This window comes from Psychrosphaera saromensis, from assembly GCF_002954545.1.
GTDB lineage: Bacteria > Pseudomonadota > Gammaproteobacteria > Enterobacterales > Alteromonadaceae > Psychrosphaera > Psychrosphaera saromensis.
Map to the genome: position 1 here is coordinate 2,532,477 of NZ_MSCH01000003.1, position 22,465 is coordinate 2,554,941.

Genomic DNA, 22,465 nt, shown 5'->3' on the forward strand with positions numbered 1-22,465 from the left:
CTTTGTTATCTGTCAAAAGAAGTTTATCTTTTGTTATGAAACTATATTAATTTGATAACAAGGCTCATATTTACTTCCAGGCATTTTCATTCTTCCTTGCTCAACAAATGCCATTAATAATTTATCCATTTTCTGCATCAAAGAAGGATCGCCGGTAAGGATAAATGGACCTTTCTGTTTAACCGCTAACACGCCTTGTTCTTTTATATTACCAGCAACGATACCAGAAAATGCTTTTCTTAAGCTTGCCGCTAGTAGCGTCTTTGGTTGGTCAAGGTTGAGATTAAGCGCTGCCATATTTTCGTGGCTCGGGTCAAAACTATGCTGGAAGTCAGCATCGATAGATAATGTCCAGTTGTATTGATAAGCATCACCAACAGAACGTCTAAAGTCACGAACCTCAACCATTTTGGCTTTTATAAATTGAGCCACTCGCACTGGATCGTTAGGCATTATTTTTAATAAATCGCGGGCTTCTTTACCTAAGGTAGACTCAACAAACTCGGCAATCTCTTCAAAGTAAGCAATAGACTCTTCAGGGCCCGTCAGTACAATAGGTAATACTTGAGATTTATTGTTCGGATTCAGCATGATACCTAAAAGGTATAGCAATTCTTCAGCGGTGCCAGCGCCTCCTGGGAAGATAATAATAGCGTGTGCAACTCTGACAAAAGCCTCTAAGCGTTTTTCAATATCGGGTAAAATCACCAGTTCATTGACTATTGGGTTAGGGGCTTCAGCTGCAATAATACTTGGTTCGGTTAGGCCTAAATAGCGACCGTTTTTAATACGTTGTTTTGCATGACCAAGCGCTGCACCTTTCATTGGACCTTTCATGGCACCTGGGCCGCAACCGGTACAAATATTTAAACCACGTAAACCTAATTGATAACCAATTTCTTTGGTGTATCTATATTCATTTTCTTTTATCGAGTGGCCACCCCAACAAACGACTAAGTTTGGTAAGTCAGTCGGTAAGATAACGTTAGCGTGACGAAGAATATCAAAGATGGCATTGGTGACTTCGACGCTATTGGTAAAGTCAGTTGTTTCATACTTTGATGAATTAAATAAGATGTCACGAATAACCGACTGTAAATGTTCTTGAGTCCCTGTGATTATTTCTCCATCGACAAGAGCTGCCTCCGGTGGATTGATTAGCTCTATTTTTAGACCACGTTCGCGGCTTAATAAATTTATATCAAAGTCATCGAACTCGTTATACAAATCATCACTTTCATGACCAACATTTAATACGGCTAAAGCACAACTTCTAAAAAGGGTATATAAAGGACTATTTGACGACTTTTGTAGTTTGGCCACTTCGTTTTGAGACAGTAAATTCATTCCATCAAGCGGGTTAAGTAGTATTCTCATTCAAACTCCTGTTTGATCATATAAAGGTGGTATGACTTAATTGGACATAAGGCGGTAAAATCGTGGAGACTTGTTATCTGTAACAAGTCTTATTTCGGCCAGTCTGTTTCGCTTCATAAAGTGCCTTATCAGCACGCTCAAACAGAGTATGGGTATTGTCCGTGTCGTTAAGCATAGAAACACCAATAGAAATGGTGATATTGAGTCGATCGTTTTTAATTGCAAAGGGAATAGCTTCTATTGCTTTTCTCACTTTTTCCAATGGTGACTTAGTGTTTTTCAGATCTGTATCCATCAAAATACAAGTAAATTCTTCACCACCATAACGGGCAACATAATCAGAAACTCTAAAATATTTTCTAAGTGTTTTGGCAACAATTTGTAAGGTTTTATCACCGACACTATGACCATATTTATCATTGATTTTTTTAAAGTGATCTATGTCGATAATCGCTAAGCATAAAGGCTCTGGATGACGAACCCAACGGTGGAATTCTTCATCAAATCTCTTATCATACGCGCCTCTATTGGGCAAACCGGTTAATGCATCGGTTTCGCTGCGAGATTTTTCCTCTAACCATTTAGTTCTATAAAATGAGGTTCTTTCTTCCATTGTTGAAAGCTTCGATTCCATTTTGGTTAGAGTTGAATTTAACTCCGAGGTTCTTTGCTTTTCTATATTTTCTTTCTGATTAATAGAGTCTGTAATTGAGTTGAGTTTACTATTAATAAGTACTTGTAACTGTTCAACATTACTTGCTTTGCCAGACTTATTGGATAAGTCGTTAATTTGCTTTTCAATTTGAACATTGAGTTTACCCAGCTCTAAATCATAATGTTTTGAGTTAGCCAATGACTCGACTAAAACATGCTGAACTTCTTCAAGAGCTGAATTTATATTCAACACTAAGGTTTGTGTTTGTTTAAACTCTTCGCCAAATTGCTCAATCACATCTGAGAAGGTTTTAATGCAAAGATCTAATTTGTTTTTTTCTTCTGTGCTGTTTTTTATTTGGATTAAGCGTTTATCCAAAGAGGGCACCAATACATCGCTTTTGGCTAGATTATCTAAATTTTTAACCAACAACTCGGTAATGTTATAAAGAGTTGCGTCTTTTTTGCTGTCACTTGGGGAGTCTGTATTTTTTAACGTACTATTTAAAGCACTATAGATCTCAAGTAGTTGGATGATTTGCGGTTGCAATTCGATGAAAATATTTGCAGTCCCTGATTTTAACTTATTAACCACCATTCTAAGTTGGCGTCTTAACGTATCAGGCAATCCTGTTGTGCTTTGTAAGGATTCTCCAGCTTCAATTAATGCATCTTTAAGGGCTATTTGAGACGCTTTATTGGTTTGCTCTAACGCGTTAACTTTAACATTTGCAGATTCGATGGCACTAAGTACCGATTTAAAGTCATTGTCTTTGGTCACTAACTTTCTCAACTTAGTGAGTTGGCTGTCTAATTCTGGATGACTGCCTTTTGTGACATTACTTAATTTGTCTACTAAGCCAAACGACGCTTTATAAGCTGCGTTTTTTAATGCTTGCTCAAGTTTTTTTTCGTCAACGTTATCGTTCAATTTTATGTCCGCATTTAAAGATTTAAAAAGAGAAGAGTTTGATAAATAAATCCCCGTAATGTCATTAACTATAAAGGTATAACAAAAAAAAGCCATCTATTAAGATGGCTTTTTATCGATAAAAGGTAGGCGCGTTAATTATTTAATAAATAATAAGGCAACCAGCTGTTTTCTTCATATTGTTCAACAATCATTATAGGCCTGCTCTGTTATTAATATAAACAAGGTTGGGACTTGTTTGGCTGATTGTACTTGAATAAAAAACATTATGTAAGTCATTTTGTAATATTACATAATCGGTTACGTGTTTTGTTTGTGAAAAAATAAGGGATATGTGAGTTTGTATGAAAATAGACGTTTTTTACTCGATAATAGGGTTCGGTAATGCTTTATTTCGAGGTTTTATATCGGTTGATAGTACTAGGAGCTAGGAAGTGGATGTTGTTATGCGATTGTTTTGTGTTGTTTTTTTTGTAATGTTTCTCGCTCGCGTTCAATTTGGTTGCATTCAGGTGTGGTGTTCAGCTAGGTTGTGCCAAATAGGTTTTGGTACACCCTTGTAGCGTGTTGATCAGACATACTTGCTAAATGATCAGATAAGATACGATTAGGGTTTTGTTTATTCTGCTCTGCATTTATCCAGTCTTGTTTAATGCTATTAGGCAACAACCTGACGGGATCGCTTTTAAACGCATCAAACATCGACATCAACATGCGTTGTCCCTTAAATTCTAATTGCTGAATTTGAGTTGCCATGATCACGTTATTAAATACGAACTTTTTTAGTACGCTAAGTAAAGCTAGAGCTGAGTCGACGAGTGTTGCATTGTACTTTAGCAAAGGCTCTTCAAAGGCGTCATTCGTTTTTATCAGGATAATATTGGTTATTAAGTGATTAACCAAAGCGCCAATCGCATTTTTGCGTAAATGATGTTCATTACTGAATAACATTTCAGTTAAGTTTTCGCTGTATTTTTTAGACCAAGGGTTATCAATCTTTAATAAAACAGGCAAGGCTTGTTCTAACCACATGGCTTTAGTCACATTTTTTAATACGATGGCATCTTCTAAGTCATGCACGCCATAAGCAATATCGTCCGCCAACTCCATAATAGAAGCATCAAGTGATTTATATTGAGTGAGATTGTTGTTAAGTGTTAACAGTAGTGCGGCATCTTGTTTAGTTAAGTGTTTAATAACCCATTCAAAGCTTTCTTTATCATCAACGAATATGCCTTTGGTTGGCTTCCAATCAGACGCTTTAATTAAATACATACCATTTTCGACAATGTTTGATGGCGTTGGCCCATCAAGTAAACGCGGATATTTAATTAAACCTAATATGGTTCTGCGAGTTAAGTCCATGCCAAATGATTTGGTATAAGGTTCTAACTCAGTAACAATTCTAAAGGTTTGACCATTTGCTTCAAATCCACCAGAGTCGCGCATCATATAATGTAAGGCGACTTCGCCACCGTGACCAAAAGGTGTATGGCCTAAATCATGAGCTAACCCCAATGATTCAATTAAGGCATCGCTTGGCAGTAAGGCGTTTAAGGCTTCATTAGCTAATACTTGTTTGCTTTGTCTTAGCTGAGCCGTTAATCCTGTGCCGATTTGTGCAACTTCTAACGAATGGGTTAAACGTGTTCGGTAAAAGTCATTTTTGCCAACACTTAGAATTTGAGTTTTGGATTGTAAGCGACGAAACGCAGCAGAATGTAAAATTCTGCCTTTGTCTCTTTGGTAAGCATCCCTATGATCATTAGGTCTTAAGTTGTTCTCACCGGAAAGTCGCTCGTGCCAAATGCTCATAAGTCTGCGGATATCTCATCTAAACTGAGGCTGAAACTAGGGACAAATACGTCCATAAAATAATTAACTTCAGGAGTACGATATTTCTCTAGTGTTTTTTCAATATTGTTTTTGGCTTTTTCAAATTCATGATTACCCGCTGAAATTTCTTCAAGCGCTTTTAAGTAACCACAAATAACATCGGCCGACTTTACTAAAAAGGCGATATCTTTATCAATTTTTTCATGTTGAATAAGCGGAATAAAGTCCTGTTGGAATTCCTCTGGCAACATATTGACTAAGCTTTTCTCAGCAATAGATTCTATCTTTTTATATTCTTTGGCGATGTCTTCATTAAAGTATTTAATTGGGCTAGGTAAGTCACCGGTTAATACTTCAGAACTGTCATGGTAAAGCGCCACTAAAGCCGCGCGCTCTGGGACTATATTGCCGTTGAACTTTTTGTTTTTTATTAGTGCTAATATGTGACTTACGATTGCGACTTGATAACTATGTTCTTGAACATTTTCTTCTGTTACGGTTCGCATTAAAGGCCAACGATGAATTAATTTTAGTCGTGCTAAGTTGGCAAAAAAATGACTACTCTTCATTTATAAAATACAGCCTTAGGTTGTGAATAGCGTTATTGTTTATAATGCTTAAAAAAGTCAGCTAGGTCGGCAAGCGCTGGTTTTAACTCTTCTAGGTGTGGTAAAAATACCAATCTAAAGTGATCTGGTTTATCCCAGTTAAAGCCTCGACCATGAACTAACAAAATGTGTTTTTGTTTTAACAAGTCTAACACCATTAATTCATCGTCTTTAATGTTAAATTTTTCTAAATCAATTTTAGGGAATAAATACATAGCGCCTTGCGGGCGAGTACAACTTATTCCGTCAATGTCATTGAGTGCTTTATAGGCAAATTCCATTTGTTTGTACAAGCGGCCACCAGGCTCTACCAAGTCATCAATACTTTGGTATCCGCCTAATGCTTGCTGAATGGCATACTGACAAGGCACATTTGGACAAAGTCTCATGGATGCCAACATGTTCAAGCCTTCAATGTAATCACTTACGTGTGTGCGATTACCAGATAACAACATCCAACCAATTCTAAACCCAGCCGCTCGGTAATTTTTAGACAAACCACTAAAAGTAACGACGAATAAATCAGGTCTTAATACCGCTATGCTGTGGTGAATGGTTTTGTCGTATAAAACTTTGTCATAAATCTCGTCACTGAAAATGATCAAACCATGCTGCTCAGCCAGCTCTGCAATTTCCAACAAACATTGTTTACTGTAAACAGCACCTGTTGGGTTGTTCGGGTTAATTAAAACAATGGCTTTGGTGTTTTTTGTGATCTTAGACTTAATGTCGTCAATGGATGGCGCCCAATTCTTTTCTTCATCACATAAGTAATGTACTGGTTTCCCACCACTTAAATACACGGTTGCCGTCCACAATGGATAATCTGGTGATGGGATCAATACTTCGTCACCATTATCTAACAGTGCTTGCATAGACATAGCAATTAATTCACTTACGCCATTACCGATGTAAATATCTTCAACTCGAACGTCTTTAAGACTTTTTTGCTGATAATACTGCATGATAGCCACACGAGCAGAGTACAAGCCTTGCGAGTCACTATAACCTTGTGCTTTAGGTAATTGCTTAATGACATCTTTTAGCATGTCATCAGGGGCTTCAAAACCAAAAGTAGCTGGGTTGCCAACGTTTAAGTTTAAAATTTTATGTCCTGCGGCTTCTAACTGTTTTGCATAATCGAGTACAGGGCCACGAATGTCGTAACAAACGTTATTTAATTTTGAAGACTTTTTAATGGGTTTCATTTACTTACCGGCTACTTATGGTTTACAGATTATTGAATATCACAGTGGCTTCTACTAATTGACTACTACTAATGAATTGGTATCAAACACATCTTGTTGCACATATTTACAGACAAAGACTAATTTATGTCAAATAATAATTTTGTCTAAGAGATTCTACCGAGGTGGATATGGCGTTACCTTTAATCGCAATCGCTAGTGTTATTGGGGCTGGTGTGGCACATGAGTCGAGAAAAACAAAATATAAAAATTTGGAACAATTACGTTTAAGCAAAGCGACTAACTCGAAAAACTTAACCGTGGTTAAAAGTCCGTCAGATAATTATTCTTCCGATAGTTATGCTGAGCCTCTGCCTGGCAGTCTTGTATGTTGTGAGGTTTTTAACTTATTTGATCATAGCGGCATCTGGATTGATCAAGATACTATTATTGAATTGAGCAGTAATGGATTAGTTAAAGCCGTATCCGCAAATCGATTTTTAGCAGACCGATCAGGTGAGAATATTTTTGTAGCCTGTAACGCTAAACATCAACCAATAATTGTTGAAGGTTGTGAAGATAGAGCGGTAAATAGTGTATTTACTTATCGCGAGTACGATGTACTAGAAAACAACTGCCATCGGTTTGCCTACTATTGTCTATCAAACAAAGACGTTAAGGTTTCTCGTTTTGCTCGGTTAAATGAATTATTAATTACTATGGTAGAGCAAAATATATATTGGGATAAAGTTAAGGTTTGATCATAACAATGTTAGTATGACCGCCTTAATTTTTTGAGGTATATAATGTTTGTCAAATTAGTTAGTAAAATCTTAATCATCGCTCTTGTTGTATTAGCTGCGGTATATCCTGTCTTGAATCCACCGAAGTCTCCAACTGAAACATCCACGGATAAAGAATCATACACGGTTGTAAAAAATACAACTTTGCCGGATTTCACCACGTATACCGATGTGAAAGAAAAGAAAGTCGCTTTTTTTAGTTATTTAACGCCTTATGTTGAACAAATTAATCGTGAGATTTCGCTTAAACGTGACTTTATCCAAGGGATAAATAAACTTCCTGAGAATGCTAAAGTCCTTAAGAAGTTAATGAAAATAGCAGATAGCTACGATGTTGATACAGATGTTGAATTTGTAGAACTAAAACGTCGCCTATTATCCAAAGTAGATGGTTTGCCTCTTGTACTCGTATTAATGCAAGCTGCCAATGAAAGTGCATGGGGAACATCACGTTTTGCCCTTGAAGCAAATAACTTATTTGGCCAATGGTGTTTTAAAAAGGGCTGCGGTCTAATACCAAGTGGACGCCCTGTAGGTAAAACCTATGAAGTAAGAAAGTTTAAATACCCAATCAACTCGATACGTAGTTACTTTCATAACTTAAACACAGGTTTTGCATATAAAAAATTACGTTCTTTACGTGCGCAATTGCGTAAAGATAATAAGAAACTAGATGCAACGATAATTGCAGATGGTTTAATATCTTATTCTACTCGTAGAGAAGCTTATATTGCTGAGTTAAAGCACATGATTAGAATTAATAAAAAATACATTAAAAATCAACCGGCTGATAAACCGAGTACTAAATAGAGTGTCACAACGAGTACTAACATAGAGTGTTACAACGGGTACTAAAATAGAGTGTTACAACGGGTACTAAAATAGAGAGCTAAATAAAATGCAAACAATAAAATACGGTGTATTAACTGGGTTGTTGGTATTAATGACCAGCAGTTTATTGCCTATGGCAGCGCATGCAGCGTCTGAAGAAAATCAATTAGTTCTTAACTATGATGGCTTTTTTGATCGACTAGAAGATCTTAATGAGTCTGAATACCAAGATATAAAATTAGCGTTTTATTTTATGAATCAACAAGGCGATGCTTGCCCTGTAAAGTCGGTTAGATTGCAAACTCAGTTGAATAAAATGGAAGTGTATTATTTGCCAAGTGGTGAGATCTTATTGCCATTTGATCATCAACTTGACGCTGATAAAGCGGCGATTGTGATTGAAAAAGCAGATGATCAAATTTGCGGATTAAACATGCGTTTGGAAAGTGTCATTTTATTAGATAAAGACGTTGATGTTACAAAAGCAAAGTCATTAATAAGCACATTTGATTTAGCGTTAAATGATTTAGCTGGAATGATGTCGTTTACGTTACCTGATGTAGTCGGTATTAGCTTTAAAACGGCAGCGGATGAAACTCTAACTATTAATAATATGATAGCGGGCGAATGTAAGTTAAATAGCTGCACCTTGAGTTTAGCTGACTTAGATTTGTACCAAGATAAAGTCAGTTTTTCCCATTCAATTGTAAAAGCACTACCGCATATAAAATAACAAAAGTAACAGAGGCATACATGTGTCTCTGTTTTATTTTATTGATTAAAGGATTTCAATCTCAATATCTTCATTTGGTATGCTACAACAGGTAAGTATTTCACCTTTTCTAACAAAGGCGAGCGGCTCGTTGATATAGGATATAGAGCCAGACTTCAGCTTACAGCGGCACGCACCACAAAACCCTTCTTTGCAGTGATACAGCATGTCTACCGCGTTCTTTTGTAATGAGCCTAACAAAGTCGCGTCGGTATTAACGAATTCAATTTCCGTTTCTATAATGCCGTTGCGGTGAACTGTCACTTTACTCATAGTTATAAATTAAACTCTCACTTTTGATGCAAGAATATAACTAGAAGCTTGGTTGAAATATTGATGAGCGGACGCCGAAATAATGGAAGCGATATGTTTAATTGTGTTATTGAACATAATTTGATTGATCAGCCTTTGTTATTATTTTTGTCAGCGTATTGATGCAGTTTGAAGAAAAGGATTATAACGTAATAGTCAGATTAATTCACCTGAAGAGTAAGGCGTTATTCGATAAAATAACGCCTTTAATTGCAGTGTGTTTATGGGCGATTTAACGTTCAAGTTTTTCAGTGAAAGCCAAACCGCCTAATACTTAGTTTTTAAGTAAGTGCTGTAAACCGTCTCTAATAAAGTTAGGTAGGGCGAAGGCTGCTGTATGAACGCCTTTGTTGTAGTACTTAAAGCTTAAACCACTTGCATCAACTGCATCAGCGTTAAAGTCGCTGATTGGATGATATTTTTTAGATGCCAAAGTAAAGCACCATAAACCGCCTGGGTAAGTTAAGTTACTGAAGCTATACATATAAGTATTATCAAAAACGTTATTTAATACGCTAAGCAAAGAGTGTTGAATTTCTTTACCGTACCAAGGCGTTTCACCTTGAGAGACAACAATACCGTCGTCAGACAAACATTTGTTTACGTCCTGGTAAAACTCTTCGCCAAATAATGGTGTCGCAGGACCAATTGGGTCTGTGCTATCGATAATAATTACGTCAAATTTTTCCGTGGTGTCTTTTACAAACTGAACACCGTCACCAATAATCAACTCTATTCTGTCGTCATCTAATGCACTGGCTGTCAGTGGGATAAACTCTTTACAGGCATCAACCACCATAGCGTCAATTTCTACCATAGTGCATTTTTCAACGCCTTTATGACGAATAACTTCTCGTGCACTGCCGCCGTCACCGCCACCAATAACTAATACTTTCTTTGGGCTAGGGTGAATAAACAAAGGAACGTGTGAGATCATATCGTGATAAGCAAATTCATCACGTTCAGTAACCATGATCAAACCATCGTTAAGTAACATTTTGCCATGACCTTTGGTTTCAACCACGTCGACAGTTTGAAATTCACTTTTACCTGAGAATAAAACTTTTTCTACTTTTAAACGAAGTCCTAAAAAGTCTTCAAATTTTTCTTCTACCCATAAATCAGAGTGCATGGTTATCTCCATTGATATTAATTTTTGCAGGTGAAGTAAATTCAGCTGATGGTTTTAAGTAGTTACTGAATTTGACTTCATAACCATTGGTTAATGTTTGTTGAATTTTACAGGTAGCTTGATATTCGCTTGGGATAAATTGATTTACTTTTTCTACGTAATCAAATTCATTGTAAGTCAAAATATCAAACGACTCTGGCTCTAACACTTTCATTATCTGTGGCGTTAACGAGATTAAGTCGATGTTGGACTCAAAACTAACATAACTGCTCGACTCTTGTGGAGTCACATGAATAGTTAAGTACTTGTCATCTTTAATCGCATTTAACGAGTAACCATAAGGGTCAAATACAAAGTCATCTATTACAAATTCAGGAATAAGCTGGTCAAAATTAAACAAGGTTCTAATTTGTTGTTTAGATAAACCTTCTGTAGATAATAATTTTGATGCTCGTTCACTTATTTGATAAGCCAAAAGCTCATAAGTTTTGTCTTGTTGATCCGCCTCAAAATCATTTTCGTAATGGAAAATGTAATTATGGTGACCATCAAGTGCGCCAAATCGATAGGCTTGTCCGTCTACGTACTTGGCAAGTATTTTTAAGTCATCGCCAAAACAGCTAGGTTGAGCATGGGAAAAGTATTCATTTTTACGTTGATAGGTAACTTGCTTTAAAATGGCAACATCATAGGTTTGAATAAAAAATTCAATTGAGTTGATCAGTTTAGTTTCGCCACAGGTTAAAATTAAAAATCTATCATCCCAAACAAACAGGCTAGATTCAGATAACAGAAAAGCTTTACAATATTTATTCTCAATTGATGATAATATTTTTGCTTCGCATTTATGCACTAAGTCATGCCAATATTCGTTTGGAATGTCGTTTAGTAGCGATAGTTTTTCACTATCAACTTGGATTTCGGCTTTTTTTTCAGCGCCTTCAAAAAACAAGAATAGAATCTCCGCAAGTTTAAAGCTTATAAGCTATTTAATACCGATTGGCATAAGAGGGCGTATTTTACAAAAATTAGCTTATTTCACAATAAATGATCGAGTTTTTAGTAAAAAAAATTATAATGCCGCAATCCTCTCTATATAGAGTAATTAGTTACAAATTTTATTTAGGCGTAGTAATGGATCTAATAAAAGCAATTAACCTTGATCTCACACCATCTGATGTGGTTTTTGAATGTGCCTTAGAACACACCGGCATTTTTAAAAACACCATTCATATTGTTGGATTTGAGTTTGATGGAACCGCGTGTTTCCGTAAAGGCACTAAAGATGGCCCTAACGCATTAAGAGCGGTTTCAGATGGTATAGAGTCTTATTCTCCGTATCTTGACGACGACATCGATGGCGTGTCGTTTGTTGATCTTGGTAACTTCTCATTATTTTCGCCAGATTCAGCGCCTATGTCTGCAGATGATTTGAAATCAGCATCGCCTGAATTCATTCAAGCATTATGGCAAAAGGGCACTGATGACTTTATTAAGCTATTTTCTGATGTAAAGTTAGAACAAGACCAAGTGAAAGTGATCACCTTAGGTGGTGAACATTCAATCTCTTATGCGCCGATTAAAACCTATTTAGAGCAATATGATGATTTAGCCCTAGTGCATTTAGACGCTCATGCTGATTTAAGAGACGGTTATTTAGGTTATCACTACTCTCACGCCTCTATTATCCGTCGAGTAGTCGACCATTTTGGACCAAAGCATGAGCTTATCCAATATGGAATTCGCTCTGGCACCAAAGATGAATACGTTTGGATGAATGAAAATAACAGCCTAATTAAGGACAGAACCTCGTTTCTTAAGAAAATAGAAAGTATTCCAAATGACAGACCAATTTACTTAACGTTAGATTTAGACTACTTTGATCCAAGCTTTTTCCCAGGAACCGGCACACCAGAGCCGGGCGGTGAGGATTTTCATTCTTTTATTAGTCTTTGCAAAATTTTAACAACAAAAAACTTTGTCGGTTGTGATGTCGTTGAACTTGCACCCAATATTGATGCATCAGGAAACAGTGATGTATTTGCAGCAAAAGTAGTACGCGAACTTATCCTATGTTTAAATCGCAGCGGTAATAATAGTAGTAGCAATAACAATGGTGGTGCCGTAAACAATGCCGAATAATACAACAGATGCGAAAGATTGGGATCACGAAGACTCAGAAAAGCTATATGGTGTAAGCCGTTGGAGCAAAGGGTACTTTTCGATAGGCAGTAAAGGCGACTTATTAGCAACGCCGGATCATCATCAGCCGAACCTAACGCTGAACATTCAAGAAATTGTGGAAGAAATGACTGAAACTGGCATTAAATTCCCAGCGGTTATTCGATTCCACGATATTCTGCGCTCACAAGTAGAAATGTTAAATACCACATTTCGCCGTGTTATCGCCGATGCTGAATACACCGGACAATATTTTGGTGTATTTCCAATTAAAGTTAACCAAATGCGTGAAGTGGTTGAAGAGATTGTTAACGCCGGTGAAAAATTCAATTACGGCTTAGAAGCCGGTTCAAAACCTGAACTAATGGCCGCTTTAGCCTATAACACTAATAAAGACTCTTTAACCATACTTAATGGTTATAAAGATGAAGAGTACTTTAGGTTAGCTTTGTTAGGCCAACAAATTGGTCGCAACATCATCATTGTTATCGAAAAATTTAACGAATTAAAAACCTTAGTTCAAATTGCCAAAGAAATGGGCGTGACGCCAGTGATTGGCTTACGCAGTAAGCTTATGGTTAAAGGCAAAGGTAAGTGGAAAAACTCCAGCGGTGAACGCGCTAAATTTGGTTTAAGTTACGTTGAGATGCTCCATGCTGTCGATTACTTAAAACAAGAAGGTTTTGCAAGCAGCATTCAATTATTACATTTTCATATTGGCAGCCAATTAACCGACATACGTTCGATTAAAGATGCGATTCAAGAAGCGTCAATGGTCTACATGAACTTAGTTAAGTATGGCGTCCCACTACAGTATATTGATGTTGGTGGTGGTTTAGCGGTTGATTACGACGGTAGCCAGTCGACTAACAATTCATCGTGTAACTATTCTACAGAAGAATACATACTGGATATTGTTTATGGCATTAAACAGACATGCGACTTAAACGATATTCCACATCCTAATATTGTCAGTGAAAGTGGCCGAGCGATTACCGCTCATCACTCTTGTGTTGTAGCCAAAGTGATTGGTGAAATAAAACCAAACACCACTCAATACGACACCAGTGTTGCCGCAGACGAACACATATTAATTACTAATATGCGTGAGATCACGCAAGAGCTGACATCAGAAAACTATCAGGAAATGTACAACGACTTAGTATCGATAAAAGAACAAACCGTTAGTGCGTTTAACTTAGGCGTGCTTAGCTTAAAAGACATGGCTAAAATGGAAACGCTTTATTGGCAAACGTTAGAGCAAATTAATCAGCACTTAATTGGTGAAGAGTTTGTACCTGAGCAATTAATGAAGATCCCATCGCTGTTATCGTCTCAATACCTAGTTAACTTTTCTGTGTTTCAATCAACCATAGATTCCTGGGCAATTAAACAAGTATTACCTATTGTGCCAATTAATCGTTTGTCGGAAAAACCAACCAAAATCGCCAGCTTAGTTGATATAACCTGTGATAGTGACGGTAAAATAGACCATTTTATTGAAGCTAACGGCAGCTCTAATACGTTGCCATTACATGAACTTAAAGACGGTGAGGATTATCACATAGGTATATTCTTAACCGGTGCGTATCAAGACGTAATGGGCGACATGCATAATTTGTTTGGCCGCTTAAACGAAGTGCATATTTATAGTTATGACGACGATCCAAAAGATTATTACATTGAAGAAGTGGTAAAAGGCTCAGCAATGGGAGATGTATTATCAACCATGCAATACAGCTCTGAAATATTAGCTAATAACATTAAAAAAGAAATCGATAAACGAGTATCAAAAGGACAGATAAAACCTAGAGTCGGCGTACAACTGACTGACTTCTATGAGAACTGTTTGAGTAGTTATACTTATTTAACGGATGATAAAGAAAGACGAAACCGATGGATTAGTCGTTAATTGGCTTTGCTATTTAAAAGTAAATTATTTTAGCCAAGAGCTAGAAACAAAAAAGGTGATTTCAGAAATGAAATCACCTTTTTTGTTTATGTATTTTTAGCTCTTAGCTCAGAACTCTTAGCTCAGAACTCGTCTCTCGCAGCTCGAAACTTATAGCCTAAAGCTCAAAATCATCAAACGCACTTGCATCAACGTCAGAATCAATCTGACCAACAAGGTAAGAGCTGATCTCAGACTCTTGAGGCGCAACTTGCACATTGTCAGACTCTAAGTATTTGTTCATCCAAGGAAGAGGGTTGCTCTTAATGTCGTACATTGCTGGAATACCAATGGCAGATAGACGGTGATTGGCAATATATTCAACATATTGACATAAGATCTCTTCATTTAGACCTATCATAGAACCATCTTTAAACAGGTATTTAGCCCATTCTTTTTCTTGGTTTACTGCATTTACAAAAATCTCTTTGGCTTCTTGGAAACACTCAATGCTGATCTCTTGCATTTCAGGATCGTCCTGACCATCTGCCCACAAGTTTAAGATGTGTTGGGTAGAGGTTAAATGTAAGTTTTCATCACGGGCAATCAAACGAATGATCTTAGAATTACCTTCCATAATTTCACGTTCTGCAAAGGCAAAAGTACAAGCAAAACTCACATAAAAACGAATCGCTTCTAACGCATTAATAGAGTTAACCGCTAAATAAAGTTTCTTTTTAAGTTCTCTAAGAGTGATGTTGTAAGTAACACCATCAACAACATGTTCGCCTATTCCAACGGTTTGATATAACTGAGTACAGAATATTAAATCGTCGTAGTATTTAGAAATATCAGACGCACGTCTTAAAATCTCTTCATTTCTTACGATATCGTCAAACACTTCACTTGGATCAGTAAATAAATTTCTTAAGATATGTGTGTAAGAACGAGAGTGAATAGTTTCACTGAACGACCAAGTCTCAATCCAAGTTTCTAACTCAGGTAGAGACGTAATTGGAAGTAGGGCAACGTTAGGGCTACGGCCTTGAATTGAATCTAACAGAGTTTGATATTTTAAATTTGAGATAAAAATATGTTTTTCACTGTCCGTCATCGCTTGGAAGTCGGCACGATCTTTACTCACATCAATTTCTTCTGGACGCCAAAAGAATGAAAGTTGTTTTTCAATTAACTTTTCAAAAATAGCATGACGTTGTTGGTCATAACGAGCAACGTTAACTGGCTGGCCAAAAAACATAGGTTCTTTTAACGCGTCGACGATATTTTGATTAAACGTGGTGTATTTCATATTGGTTTTTATCTCTTATTCTTTAACTGTCCACCAGGATTAAGTGGTGGACATATATTCCCTGTATTTAACTCTTGTTTAAAACAGGAGTTAAATCTTACAAGCGCCGCCTTCACAATCGTCATCATCTTCAATAACAACCGTCGTTGGGTTAGCTTCAGATGCTGACTTTTGCTTACCTGTAGTAATACCAGCACCATCACGGGTGTTATGATAGTACAACGTTTTCATTCCGTATTTATATGCAGTTAATAAGTCTTTCAACAATTGTTGCATAGGCACTTTGTTATCTGGGTATTTAGTTGGGTCATAATTGGTATTAGCCGAGATAGTTTGGTCGATAAACTTCTGCATAATTCCGCATAATTGCAAATAACCTTCGTTATTTGGAATATCCCACAATAATTCATATTGGTTACGTAAACGGTTCAGTTCTGGAACCACTTGTTTTAACACGCCATCTTTACTTGATTTAACAGAAATCAAACCACGTGGTGGCTCAATACCGTTAGTCGCGTTGGAGATTTGCGATGACGTTTCAGAAGGCATAAGTGCCGACAATGTAGAGTTACGTAAGCCATGCTTAACAATATTAGTACGTAATGATTCCCAATCTAAATGAAGAGGCTCATCACAATAAGAGTCTACCGACTTCTTATAAGTATCTATTGGTAATAGACCTTGAGAGTACGTCGTTTCATTAAACTTAGGACATGCACCACGTTCTTGCGCTAAATCGTTAGACGCTTTTAATAAGTAGAACTGGATAGCTTCAAAAGTACGGTGAATTAATCCATTACCGCTACCATCTGAATACTTAGCACCATTTTTAGCTAGGTAATAAGCAAAGTTGATAACACCAACACCTAACGTTCTACGACCCATAGTTGCATTAAGTGCAGCTGGAACAGGGTAGTCTTGGTAATCTAATAAGTTATCTAATGCTCTTACTGCTAATTGAGCAAGTTCATCTAGTTCATCTAACGAATCAATGGCACCTAAGTTGAAGGCTGATAATGTACAAAGTGCGATTTCACCTTCTTCATCATTTACATTCTGTAAAGGTTTCGTTGGCAAGGCGATTTCTAGACATAAGTTACTTTGTCTAATTGGCGCAAATTCAGGGTTAAATGGACTGTGAGTATTACAGTGATCTACGTTTTGTAGATAAATACGACCTGTACTCGCACGTTCATTTAAAAACAGAGCAAATAACTCAACCGCTTTAATGCGTTTTTTACGAATATTTTCGTCTTGTTCATATTTAACGTATAACTCGTCAAACAAGTCTTGGTCTGCAAAATAAGCATCGTACAAACCAGGTACGTCAGAAGGGCTGAACAAAGTAATGTATTCATCTTTAATAAGACGTTGGTACATAGTTCTGTTGAACTGAACACCATAGTCTAAATGACGAACGCGATTTTCTTCAACACCACGGTTATTTTTAAGAACTAATAATGACTCAACTTCCAAATGCCATAACGGGTAGAACAAAGTTGCTGCGCCGCCACGAACACCACCTTGAGAACAACTTTTAACCGCTGTTTGGAAGTGTTTATAAAATGGAATACAACCTGTATGGAAAGCTTCACCGTTACGGATAGGGCTACCAAGTGCACGAATACGACCCGCGTTTATACCGATACCAGCACGTTGGCTTACGTATTTAACAATTGCTGATGTAGTGGCATTTATAGAGTCAAGGTTGTCACCGGCTTCTATTAATACACAAGAGCTAAATTGGCGAGTAGGTGTACGAACACCAGCCATAATTGGCGTTGGTAATGAAATCTTGAATTTTGATGTCGCGTCGTAAAAACGCTTAATGAAATCTAATCTGGTTTCTTTTGGGTATTTAGCAAATAAACAAGCAGCAACTAATACATATAAGAACTGAGCGCTTTCATATATTTTGCCAGTAACACGGTTTTGGACTAAATATTTGCCCTCTAACTGTTTTACCGCAGCGTAACTAAAATCTAAATCGCGCGAATGAACAATGAATTTATCCATTTCGTCAAAGTCAGCAGCGGTGTAGTCTTCTAATAAGTGTTCATCATAACGCTTATCTTCAACCATAGATTTTACATGATCATATAAACGAGGTGGCTCAAATTGGCCATACGCTTTTTTACGTAAATGGAATACAGCTAAACGCGCTGATAAATATTGATAATCTGGCGTTTGCTCAGATATCAAATCAGCCGCAGCTTTAATGATCGTTTCGTGGATGTCTTCAGTTTTAATGCCATCATAGAATTGAATATGAGATTTTATTTCCACTTCAGAGACAGAAACGTTGTCTAAACCTTTGGCGGCCCAAGTGATAACTCTATGAATTTTATCTAGATCAAGAGGCTCTTTAACTCCATCTCTTTTACTAACGGATAGCTGCTGATTCATCTTACGAATTCATCCTTTATATTATTTGTTCTAGCAATGCTGAAATTGTTTTTTTGTTGACAACTAAATGTAGTAGTGATTTTGTTTAAAAACACATCATGTAGTGCCTAACTTGTATTATAGGCACAAGATAGTGTGTCTTGGGTGGGAATGCAAGCTGAAATTTGTTTGGCTTTGTGTGCAATAAATCGTCTTGTAAGTAGCTCCTAACGCTACACAATAAACCGCGAATAAGAGCTTGAAAAAGTCTAGGTCAAATAACAAAAAAAACCTAATTTATAAATTAGATTTTTTCTTACGTAGCCAATTTAAAACTAAAAATTGGCTACAAATAGACTTCTGTCTTGAACAAGTTAAACAATGTACTTAATTGGTTTTAAAATGATCGTTTACAGGGTATTTATTAAACTTTTTTCGAAATAGGTCTAATTTCTTATTGATCGAGTTTTTCAAAATATAAAATGTAATTAACATCGATATTCGGCTTTAACGTAAATTGTTCATTTAACGGATTGTAATGTAGGCCAATAGCATCTCTTATTTTTAAACCGTATTGTTCTGCCCATTTTATAAGTTGGGCTGGTTTTATGAATTTTTCAAATTCATGAGTGCCATTAGGTACCAGTTTTAATATTTTCTCTGCAGCAACAATAGACAACAAATAACTCTTCGCTGTTTTATTTAACGTGGAGAAAAATACCTTACCACCAGGTTTACATGCATTTGCTGCGGCACAAATAATAGATTCTGGGTCAGGGACATGCTCTAGCATCTCCATACAAGTGACGACATCAAAGTGTTGGTAGTTTTGTTGGCTAAAGCTTTCAGCACTGATGTTTTGGTAAGACACATTTTTAATACCAGCTTCTAATGCATGTAACTTAGCTACATTTAATGAATCTTGCGCTAAATCGATACCAACCACGTTAGCCGACAGTTTAGCCAAACTTTCGGCTAATATGCCGCCGCCACAACCAATGTCTAATAATTCTTTATGAGCAACCGACTCTGTCATCTCTTGGATATACGACACTCGCACTGGGTTTAACTTATGCAGAGGCTTAAAGTTGCCTTCGATATCCCACCAAGACTCGGCAATGGAATTAAATTTCTCGATTTCGTTGGAATCTACATTGGTATTTTCAACAGGATTTGAACTCATAAAATTTGTGCCACTATATATAAGGTAATTAATTGTGATTATATGAGTCACAAAAAAATAAAGATAGATGAAATAATCGTAATTGTTCAATTAAAACGCAAATAGAGTGTACTCAAACGCCGAACAATCAATTTTTATACATTTTGCATAGGGTAGGCCATAAAGACGCTGAAATTGGACTAGCGTGACGATAAGATTGTGTTACAATCGCGAGTAACATAATACTAATAAAAACTTACTATTAAGTAGTTGCAGGGAATCATACGTTTATGACAGATCATACTGATAATATTAGTCCTATTAATATTGAAGAAGAATTAAAAACCAGTTACCTAGATTACGCCATGAGCGTTATCGTAGGTCGTGCATTACCAGATGTACGTGATGGATTAAAACCGGTTCACCGTCGTGTATTATTCGCGATGAATGAATTAAAAAATGACTGGAACAAACCGTACAAAAAATCTGCACGTGTTGTCGGCGACGTTATCGGTAAATATCACCCACATGGTGATAGTGCGGTATACGACACAATCGTTCGTATGGCTCAGCCTTTCTCTTTACGTTATACACTTGTTGACGGCCAAGGTAACTTTGGTTCGGTCGATGGTGACTCAGCGGCAGCAATGCGTTATACCGAAATTCGTATGCAGAAAATGGCACACGAACTTTTAGCTGATTTAGAAAAAGAAACGGTAGACTTCGTACCAAACTACGATGGTCAAGAACATATCCCAGTTGTATTACCAACTAAAGTTCCTAACTTATTAGTTAATGGTTCTTCTGGTATCGCTGTTGGTATGGCGACAAATATTCCGCCACATTCATTACGTGAAGTTATTGACGGTACATTAGCCTTATCTTTCAACGAAGATATTACTGTTGAAGAGCTAATGGAACATATCCCTGGTCCTGACTTCCCAACTGGCGCTATCATTAACGGCAGAAAAGGTATTGTAGAAGCTTATAATACGGGTCGCGGTAAAGTTTATATTCGTGCGTTGGCCAATATTGAAACGGACGAGTCAAACGGTAAAGACACTATTATCGTTACCGAAATTCCATATCAAGTTAACAAAGCAAGATTAATTGAAAAAATTGCTGAGTTAGTTAAAGAGAAAAAAGTGGAAGGTATCACTGCATTACGTGACGAGTCTGATAAAGACGGTATGCGTATTGTTATTGAGATCAAACGCGGTGAACCAACAGAAGTTATCCTTAATCAATTATATTCACTAACTCAGTTACAAACTGTGTTTGGTATGAATATGGTTGCATTGACTCACGGTCAACCAAAAATACATACGTTAAAAGAAATGCTTGAAGCATTCCTATCTCACCGTCGTGAAGTTGTTACGCGTCGTACTGTATTTGATTTACGTAAAGCTCGTGACCGTGCTCATATATTAGAAGCGCTTGCGATTGCACTTGCTAATATTGATCCAATTATTGCCATGATCAAAGACTCACCAACACCTGCAGAAGCTAAAGTAAAATTAGTGGCGCAAGGTTGGGAACTAGGCCATGTATCTCAAATGCTTGAAAAAGCAGGTGAAGATGCAGCACGCCCAGAATGGTTAGAACCTGAGTTTGGTTTACGTGATGGTCTTTACCATATGACAGAGCAACAAGCTCAAGCCATATTGGAATTACGTTTACACAGATTAACTGGCTTAGAACATGAAAAAATTCTTGCTGAATACAGTGAAATCTTAGAGCTAATTGCTGAGTTACTAGAAATTCTTGGTAGCCCTGAGCGTCTAATGGAAGTTATTCGTGAAGAATTAGCTATCATCCGTGAAACTTACGGTGATGAACGTTGTACTGAAATTCGTGATGCGTCACACGATATCAACCTTGAAGATCTTATTAATGAAGAAGATGTTGTCGTAACACTTTCACACGAAGGTTACTGTAAATATCAACCATTAACAGATTATCAAGCACAACGTCGTGGTGGTCGTGGTAAGTCAGCAACTAAGATGAAAGATGAAGACTTCATCGAGAAGCTTTTAGTGGCAAACACACATGACACTATCTTATGTTTCTCTGATAAAGGTCGTTTGTACTGGTTGAAAGTATATCAATTACCTCTAGCTAGTCGTCAATCTCGTGGGCGTCCAATTATCAATTTATTACCATTGGATGCAGACGAGAAGATCACAACTATCTTACCTGTACAAGAATACGAAGCTGATAAGTTTGTATTTATGGCAACGGCTAACGGTACAGTTAAGAAAACAGCATTAACAGAATACTCTCGTCCAAGAGCAAACGGTATTATCGCACTTGGCTTGAATGACGGAGACAAACTAATTGGTGCATCTCTTACTAATGGTAAGAATGAAATCATGTTGTTCTCTCAAAACGGTAAAGTAGTTCGTTTCCATGAAGAACAAGTTCGTTCTATGGGACGTACCGCAACGGGTGTTCGTGGTATTAAATTAACGCAAGACGCTAAAGTTGTTTCGTTAATCGTGCCAGATGAAGACGGCAATATCTTAACCGTAACTGAAAATGGTTTTGGTAAGCGTACTCCTCAAGCCGATTACCCAGCTAAGAGTCGTGCAACACAAGGTGTTGTATCTATTAAAGTTAGTGACAGAAATGGATTGGTTGTTGGTGCAACACAAGTTGCAGATACCCATGAAATCATGATCATTAGTGACAAGGGCACTTTAGTTCGTACTAAAGTAAATGAAGTTTCTGTTGTTGGTCGTAACACACAAGGTGTGCGTTTGATCAGAACAATAGAAGGTGAAAACGTTGTTGCTCTAGCTCGTATAGAAGAGATTGAAGAAGACGATACATTATTGTTAGATGAAGACGGTAATGTGATTGAACCTGAAGTCTCAGAAGCGGCAGTTGAAGGTGAACAAACACCTGAAGCTTCAGACGCAGAATCTACTGATGAAAATGTAGATAAAGCTGATGACGAATAGTTAATCCTTGATTAAGATAAAAAGGCTCATTACGAGCCTTTTTTTGTGCCTGAATGTTAATTGTAAAATTAGTCATAAAAGGCTGAAAAACAATCAAATAGGCGACAAAATTTAACCTTTACCCAAATTAA

Annotated in this window: 17 protein-coding genes; 6 read left to right on the plus strand and 11 right to left on the minus strand. The window is 37.0% G+C overall.

Annotated features, from left to right (window positions below; genetic code table 11):
• Positions 1–33: 33 nt before the first annotated feature.
• The 5 genes from ppnN to BTO11_RS11540 form a co-directional block, all read right to left on the minus strand.
• On the minus strand, positions 34–1,377 hold the full coding sequence (gene ppnN, locus BTO11_RS11520) for a nucleotide 5'-monophosphate nucleosidase PpnN (protein ID WP_105052739.1): 1,344 nt from the start codon (positions 1,375–1,377) through the stop codon (positions 34–36).
• 73 nt (positions 1,378–1,450) lie between these two features.
• On the minus strand, positions 1,451–2,962 hold the full coding sequence (locus BTO11_RS11525; protein WP_181135890.1) for a GGDEF domain-containing protein: 1,512 nt from the start codon (positions 2,960–2,962) through the stop codon (positions 1,451–1,453).
• A gap of 525 nt (positions 2,963–3,487) precedes the next feature.
• Entirely contained in the window at positions 3,488–4,777 is a 1,290-nt protein-coding gene (locus BTO11_RS11530; RefSeq protein ID WP_105052741.1) for an anti-phage deoxyguanosine triphosphatase, read from the minus strand.
• Positions 4,774–5,367 (minus strand): 5'-deoxynucleotidase, encoded by a 594-nt coding sequence (yfbR, locus tag BTO11_RS11535; RefSeq protein WP_105052742.1) that lies wholly within the window; start codon positions 5,365–5,367, stop codon positions 4,774–4,776. Before yfbR ends, BTO11_RS11530 begins: the two co-directional genes overlap by 4 nt.
• A gap of 32 nt (positions 5,368–5,399) precedes the next feature.
• Positions 5,400–6,614, minus strand: a complete 1,215-nt coding sequence (locus BTO11_RS11540) for a pyridoxal phosphate-dependent aminotransferase (protein WP_105052743.1) — start codon at positions 6,612–6,614, stop codon at positions 5,400–5,402.
• Between the two features lie 170 nt (positions 6,615–6,784).
• On the opposite strand from BTO11_RS11540, the gene BTO11_RS11545 reads away from it, so the two are divergent.
• From BTO11_RS11545 to BTO11_RS11555, 3 genes are all read left to right on the plus strand, one after another.
• The gene (locus BTO11_RS11545) at positions 6,785–7,354 is read left to right on the plus strand and encodes a hypothetical protein (RefSeq protein ID WP_105052744.1); all 570 of its coding nucleotides are present in this window, start codon (positions 6,785–6,787) and stop codon (positions 7,352–7,354) included.
• A gap of 45 nt (positions 7,355–7,399) precedes the next feature.
• Positions 7,400–8,206, plus strand: a complete 807-nt coding sequence (locus BTO11_RS11550) for a glucosaminidase domain-containing protein (protein ID WP_105052745.1) — start codon at positions 7,400–7,402, stop codon at positions 8,204–8,206.
• Between the two features lie 88 nt (positions 8,207–8,294).
• The gene (locus tag BTO11_RS11555; RefSeq protein ID WP_105052746.1) at positions 8,295–8,960 is read left to right on the plus strand and encodes a DUF2987 domain-containing protein; all 666 of its coding nucleotides are present in this window, start codon (positions 8,295–8,297) and stop codon (positions 8,958–8,960) included.
• A gap of 45 nt (positions 8,961–9,005) precedes the next feature.
• Here the strand turns inward: BTO11_RS11555 and yfaE are convergent, their stop codons facing one another.
• The 3 genes from yfaE to BTO11_RS11570 form a co-directional block, all read right to left on the minus strand.
• Complete coding sequence (gene yfaE / locus BTO11_RS11560) at positions 9,006–9,272, minus strand: class I ribonucleotide reductase maintenance protein YfaE (protein WP_105052747.1); 267 nt, start codon at positions 9,270–9,272, stop codon at positions 9,006–9,008.
• A 313-nt stretch (positions 9,273–9,585) separates the two neighbouring features.
• The gene (speE, locus tag BTO11_RS11565) at positions 9,586–10,443 is read right to left on the minus strand and encodes a polyamine aminopropyltransferase (protein ID WP_105052748.1); all 858 of its coding nucleotides are present in this window, start codon (positions 10,441–10,443) and stop codon (positions 9,586–9,588) included.
• Complete coding sequence (locus BTO11_RS11570; RefSeq protein WP_105052749.1) at positions 10,433–11,395, minus strand: adenosylmethionine decarboxylase; 963 nt, start codon at positions 11,393–11,395, stop codon at positions 10,433–10,435. The genes speE and BTO11_RS11570 overlap by 11 nt, the downstream gene beginning before the upstream one ends.
• Before the next feature lie 182 nt (positions 11,396–11,577).
• On the opposite strand from BTO11_RS11570, the gene BTO11_RS11575 reads away from it, so the two are divergent.
• A complete protein-coding gene (locus BTO11_RS11575) occupies positions 11,578–12,585 on the plus strand; it encodes an agmatinase family protein (protein ID WP_105052750.1) in 1,008 nt (335 codons plus the stop codon).
• Positions 12,575–14,536, plus strand: coding sequence for a biosynthetic arginine decarboxylase (gene speA, locus BTO11_RS11580; RefSeq protein ID WP_105052751.1), 1,962 nt, complete (start codon positions 12,575–12,577; stop codon positions 14,534–14,536). The genes BTO11_RS11575 and speA overlap by 11 nt, the downstream gene beginning before the upstream one ends.
• Positions 14,537–14,693: 157 nt before the next feature.
• Here the strand turns inward: speA and nrdB are convergent, their stop codons facing one another.
• The 3 genes from nrdB to ubiG all read right to left on the minus strand — a co-directional run bounded on the left by nrdB (position 14,694) and on the right by ubiG (position 19,392).
• Positions 14,694–15,824, minus strand: a complete 1,131-nt coding sequence (gene nrdB / locus BTO11_RS11585; RefSeq protein WP_105052752.1) for a class Ia ribonucleoside-diphosphate reductase subunit beta — start codon at positions 15,822–15,824, stop codon at positions 14,694–14,696.
• A 90-nt stretch (positions 15,825–15,914) separates the two neighbouring features.
• Complete coding sequence (nrdA, locus tag BTO11_RS11590; RefSeq protein WP_105052753.1) at positions 15,915–18,230, minus strand: class 1a ribonucleoside-diphosphate reductase subunit alpha; 2,316 nt, start codon at positions 18,228–18,230, stop codon at positions 15,915–15,917.
• A 433-nt stretch (positions 18,231–18,663) separates the two neighbouring features.
• Positions 18,664–19,392, minus strand: coding sequence for a bifunctional 2-polyprenyl-6-hydroxyphenol methylase/3-demethylubiquinol 3-O-methyltransferase UbiG (ubiG, locus tag BTO11_RS11595; protein ID WP_105052754.1), 729 nt, complete (start codon positions 19,390–19,392; stop codon positions 18,664–18,666).
• A 269-nt stretch (positions 19,393–19,661) separates the two neighbouring features.
• Here ubiG and gyrA point away from each other — a divergent pair, with 269 nt between their 5' ends.
• Positions 19,662–22,334, plus strand: a complete 2,673-nt coding sequence (gyrA, locus tag BTO11_RS11600; RefSeq protein WP_105052755.1) for a DNA topoisomerase (ATP-hydrolyzing) subunit A — start codon at positions 19,662–19,664, stop codon at positions 22,332–22,334.
• Positions 22,335–22,465: the final 131 nt, after the last annotated feature.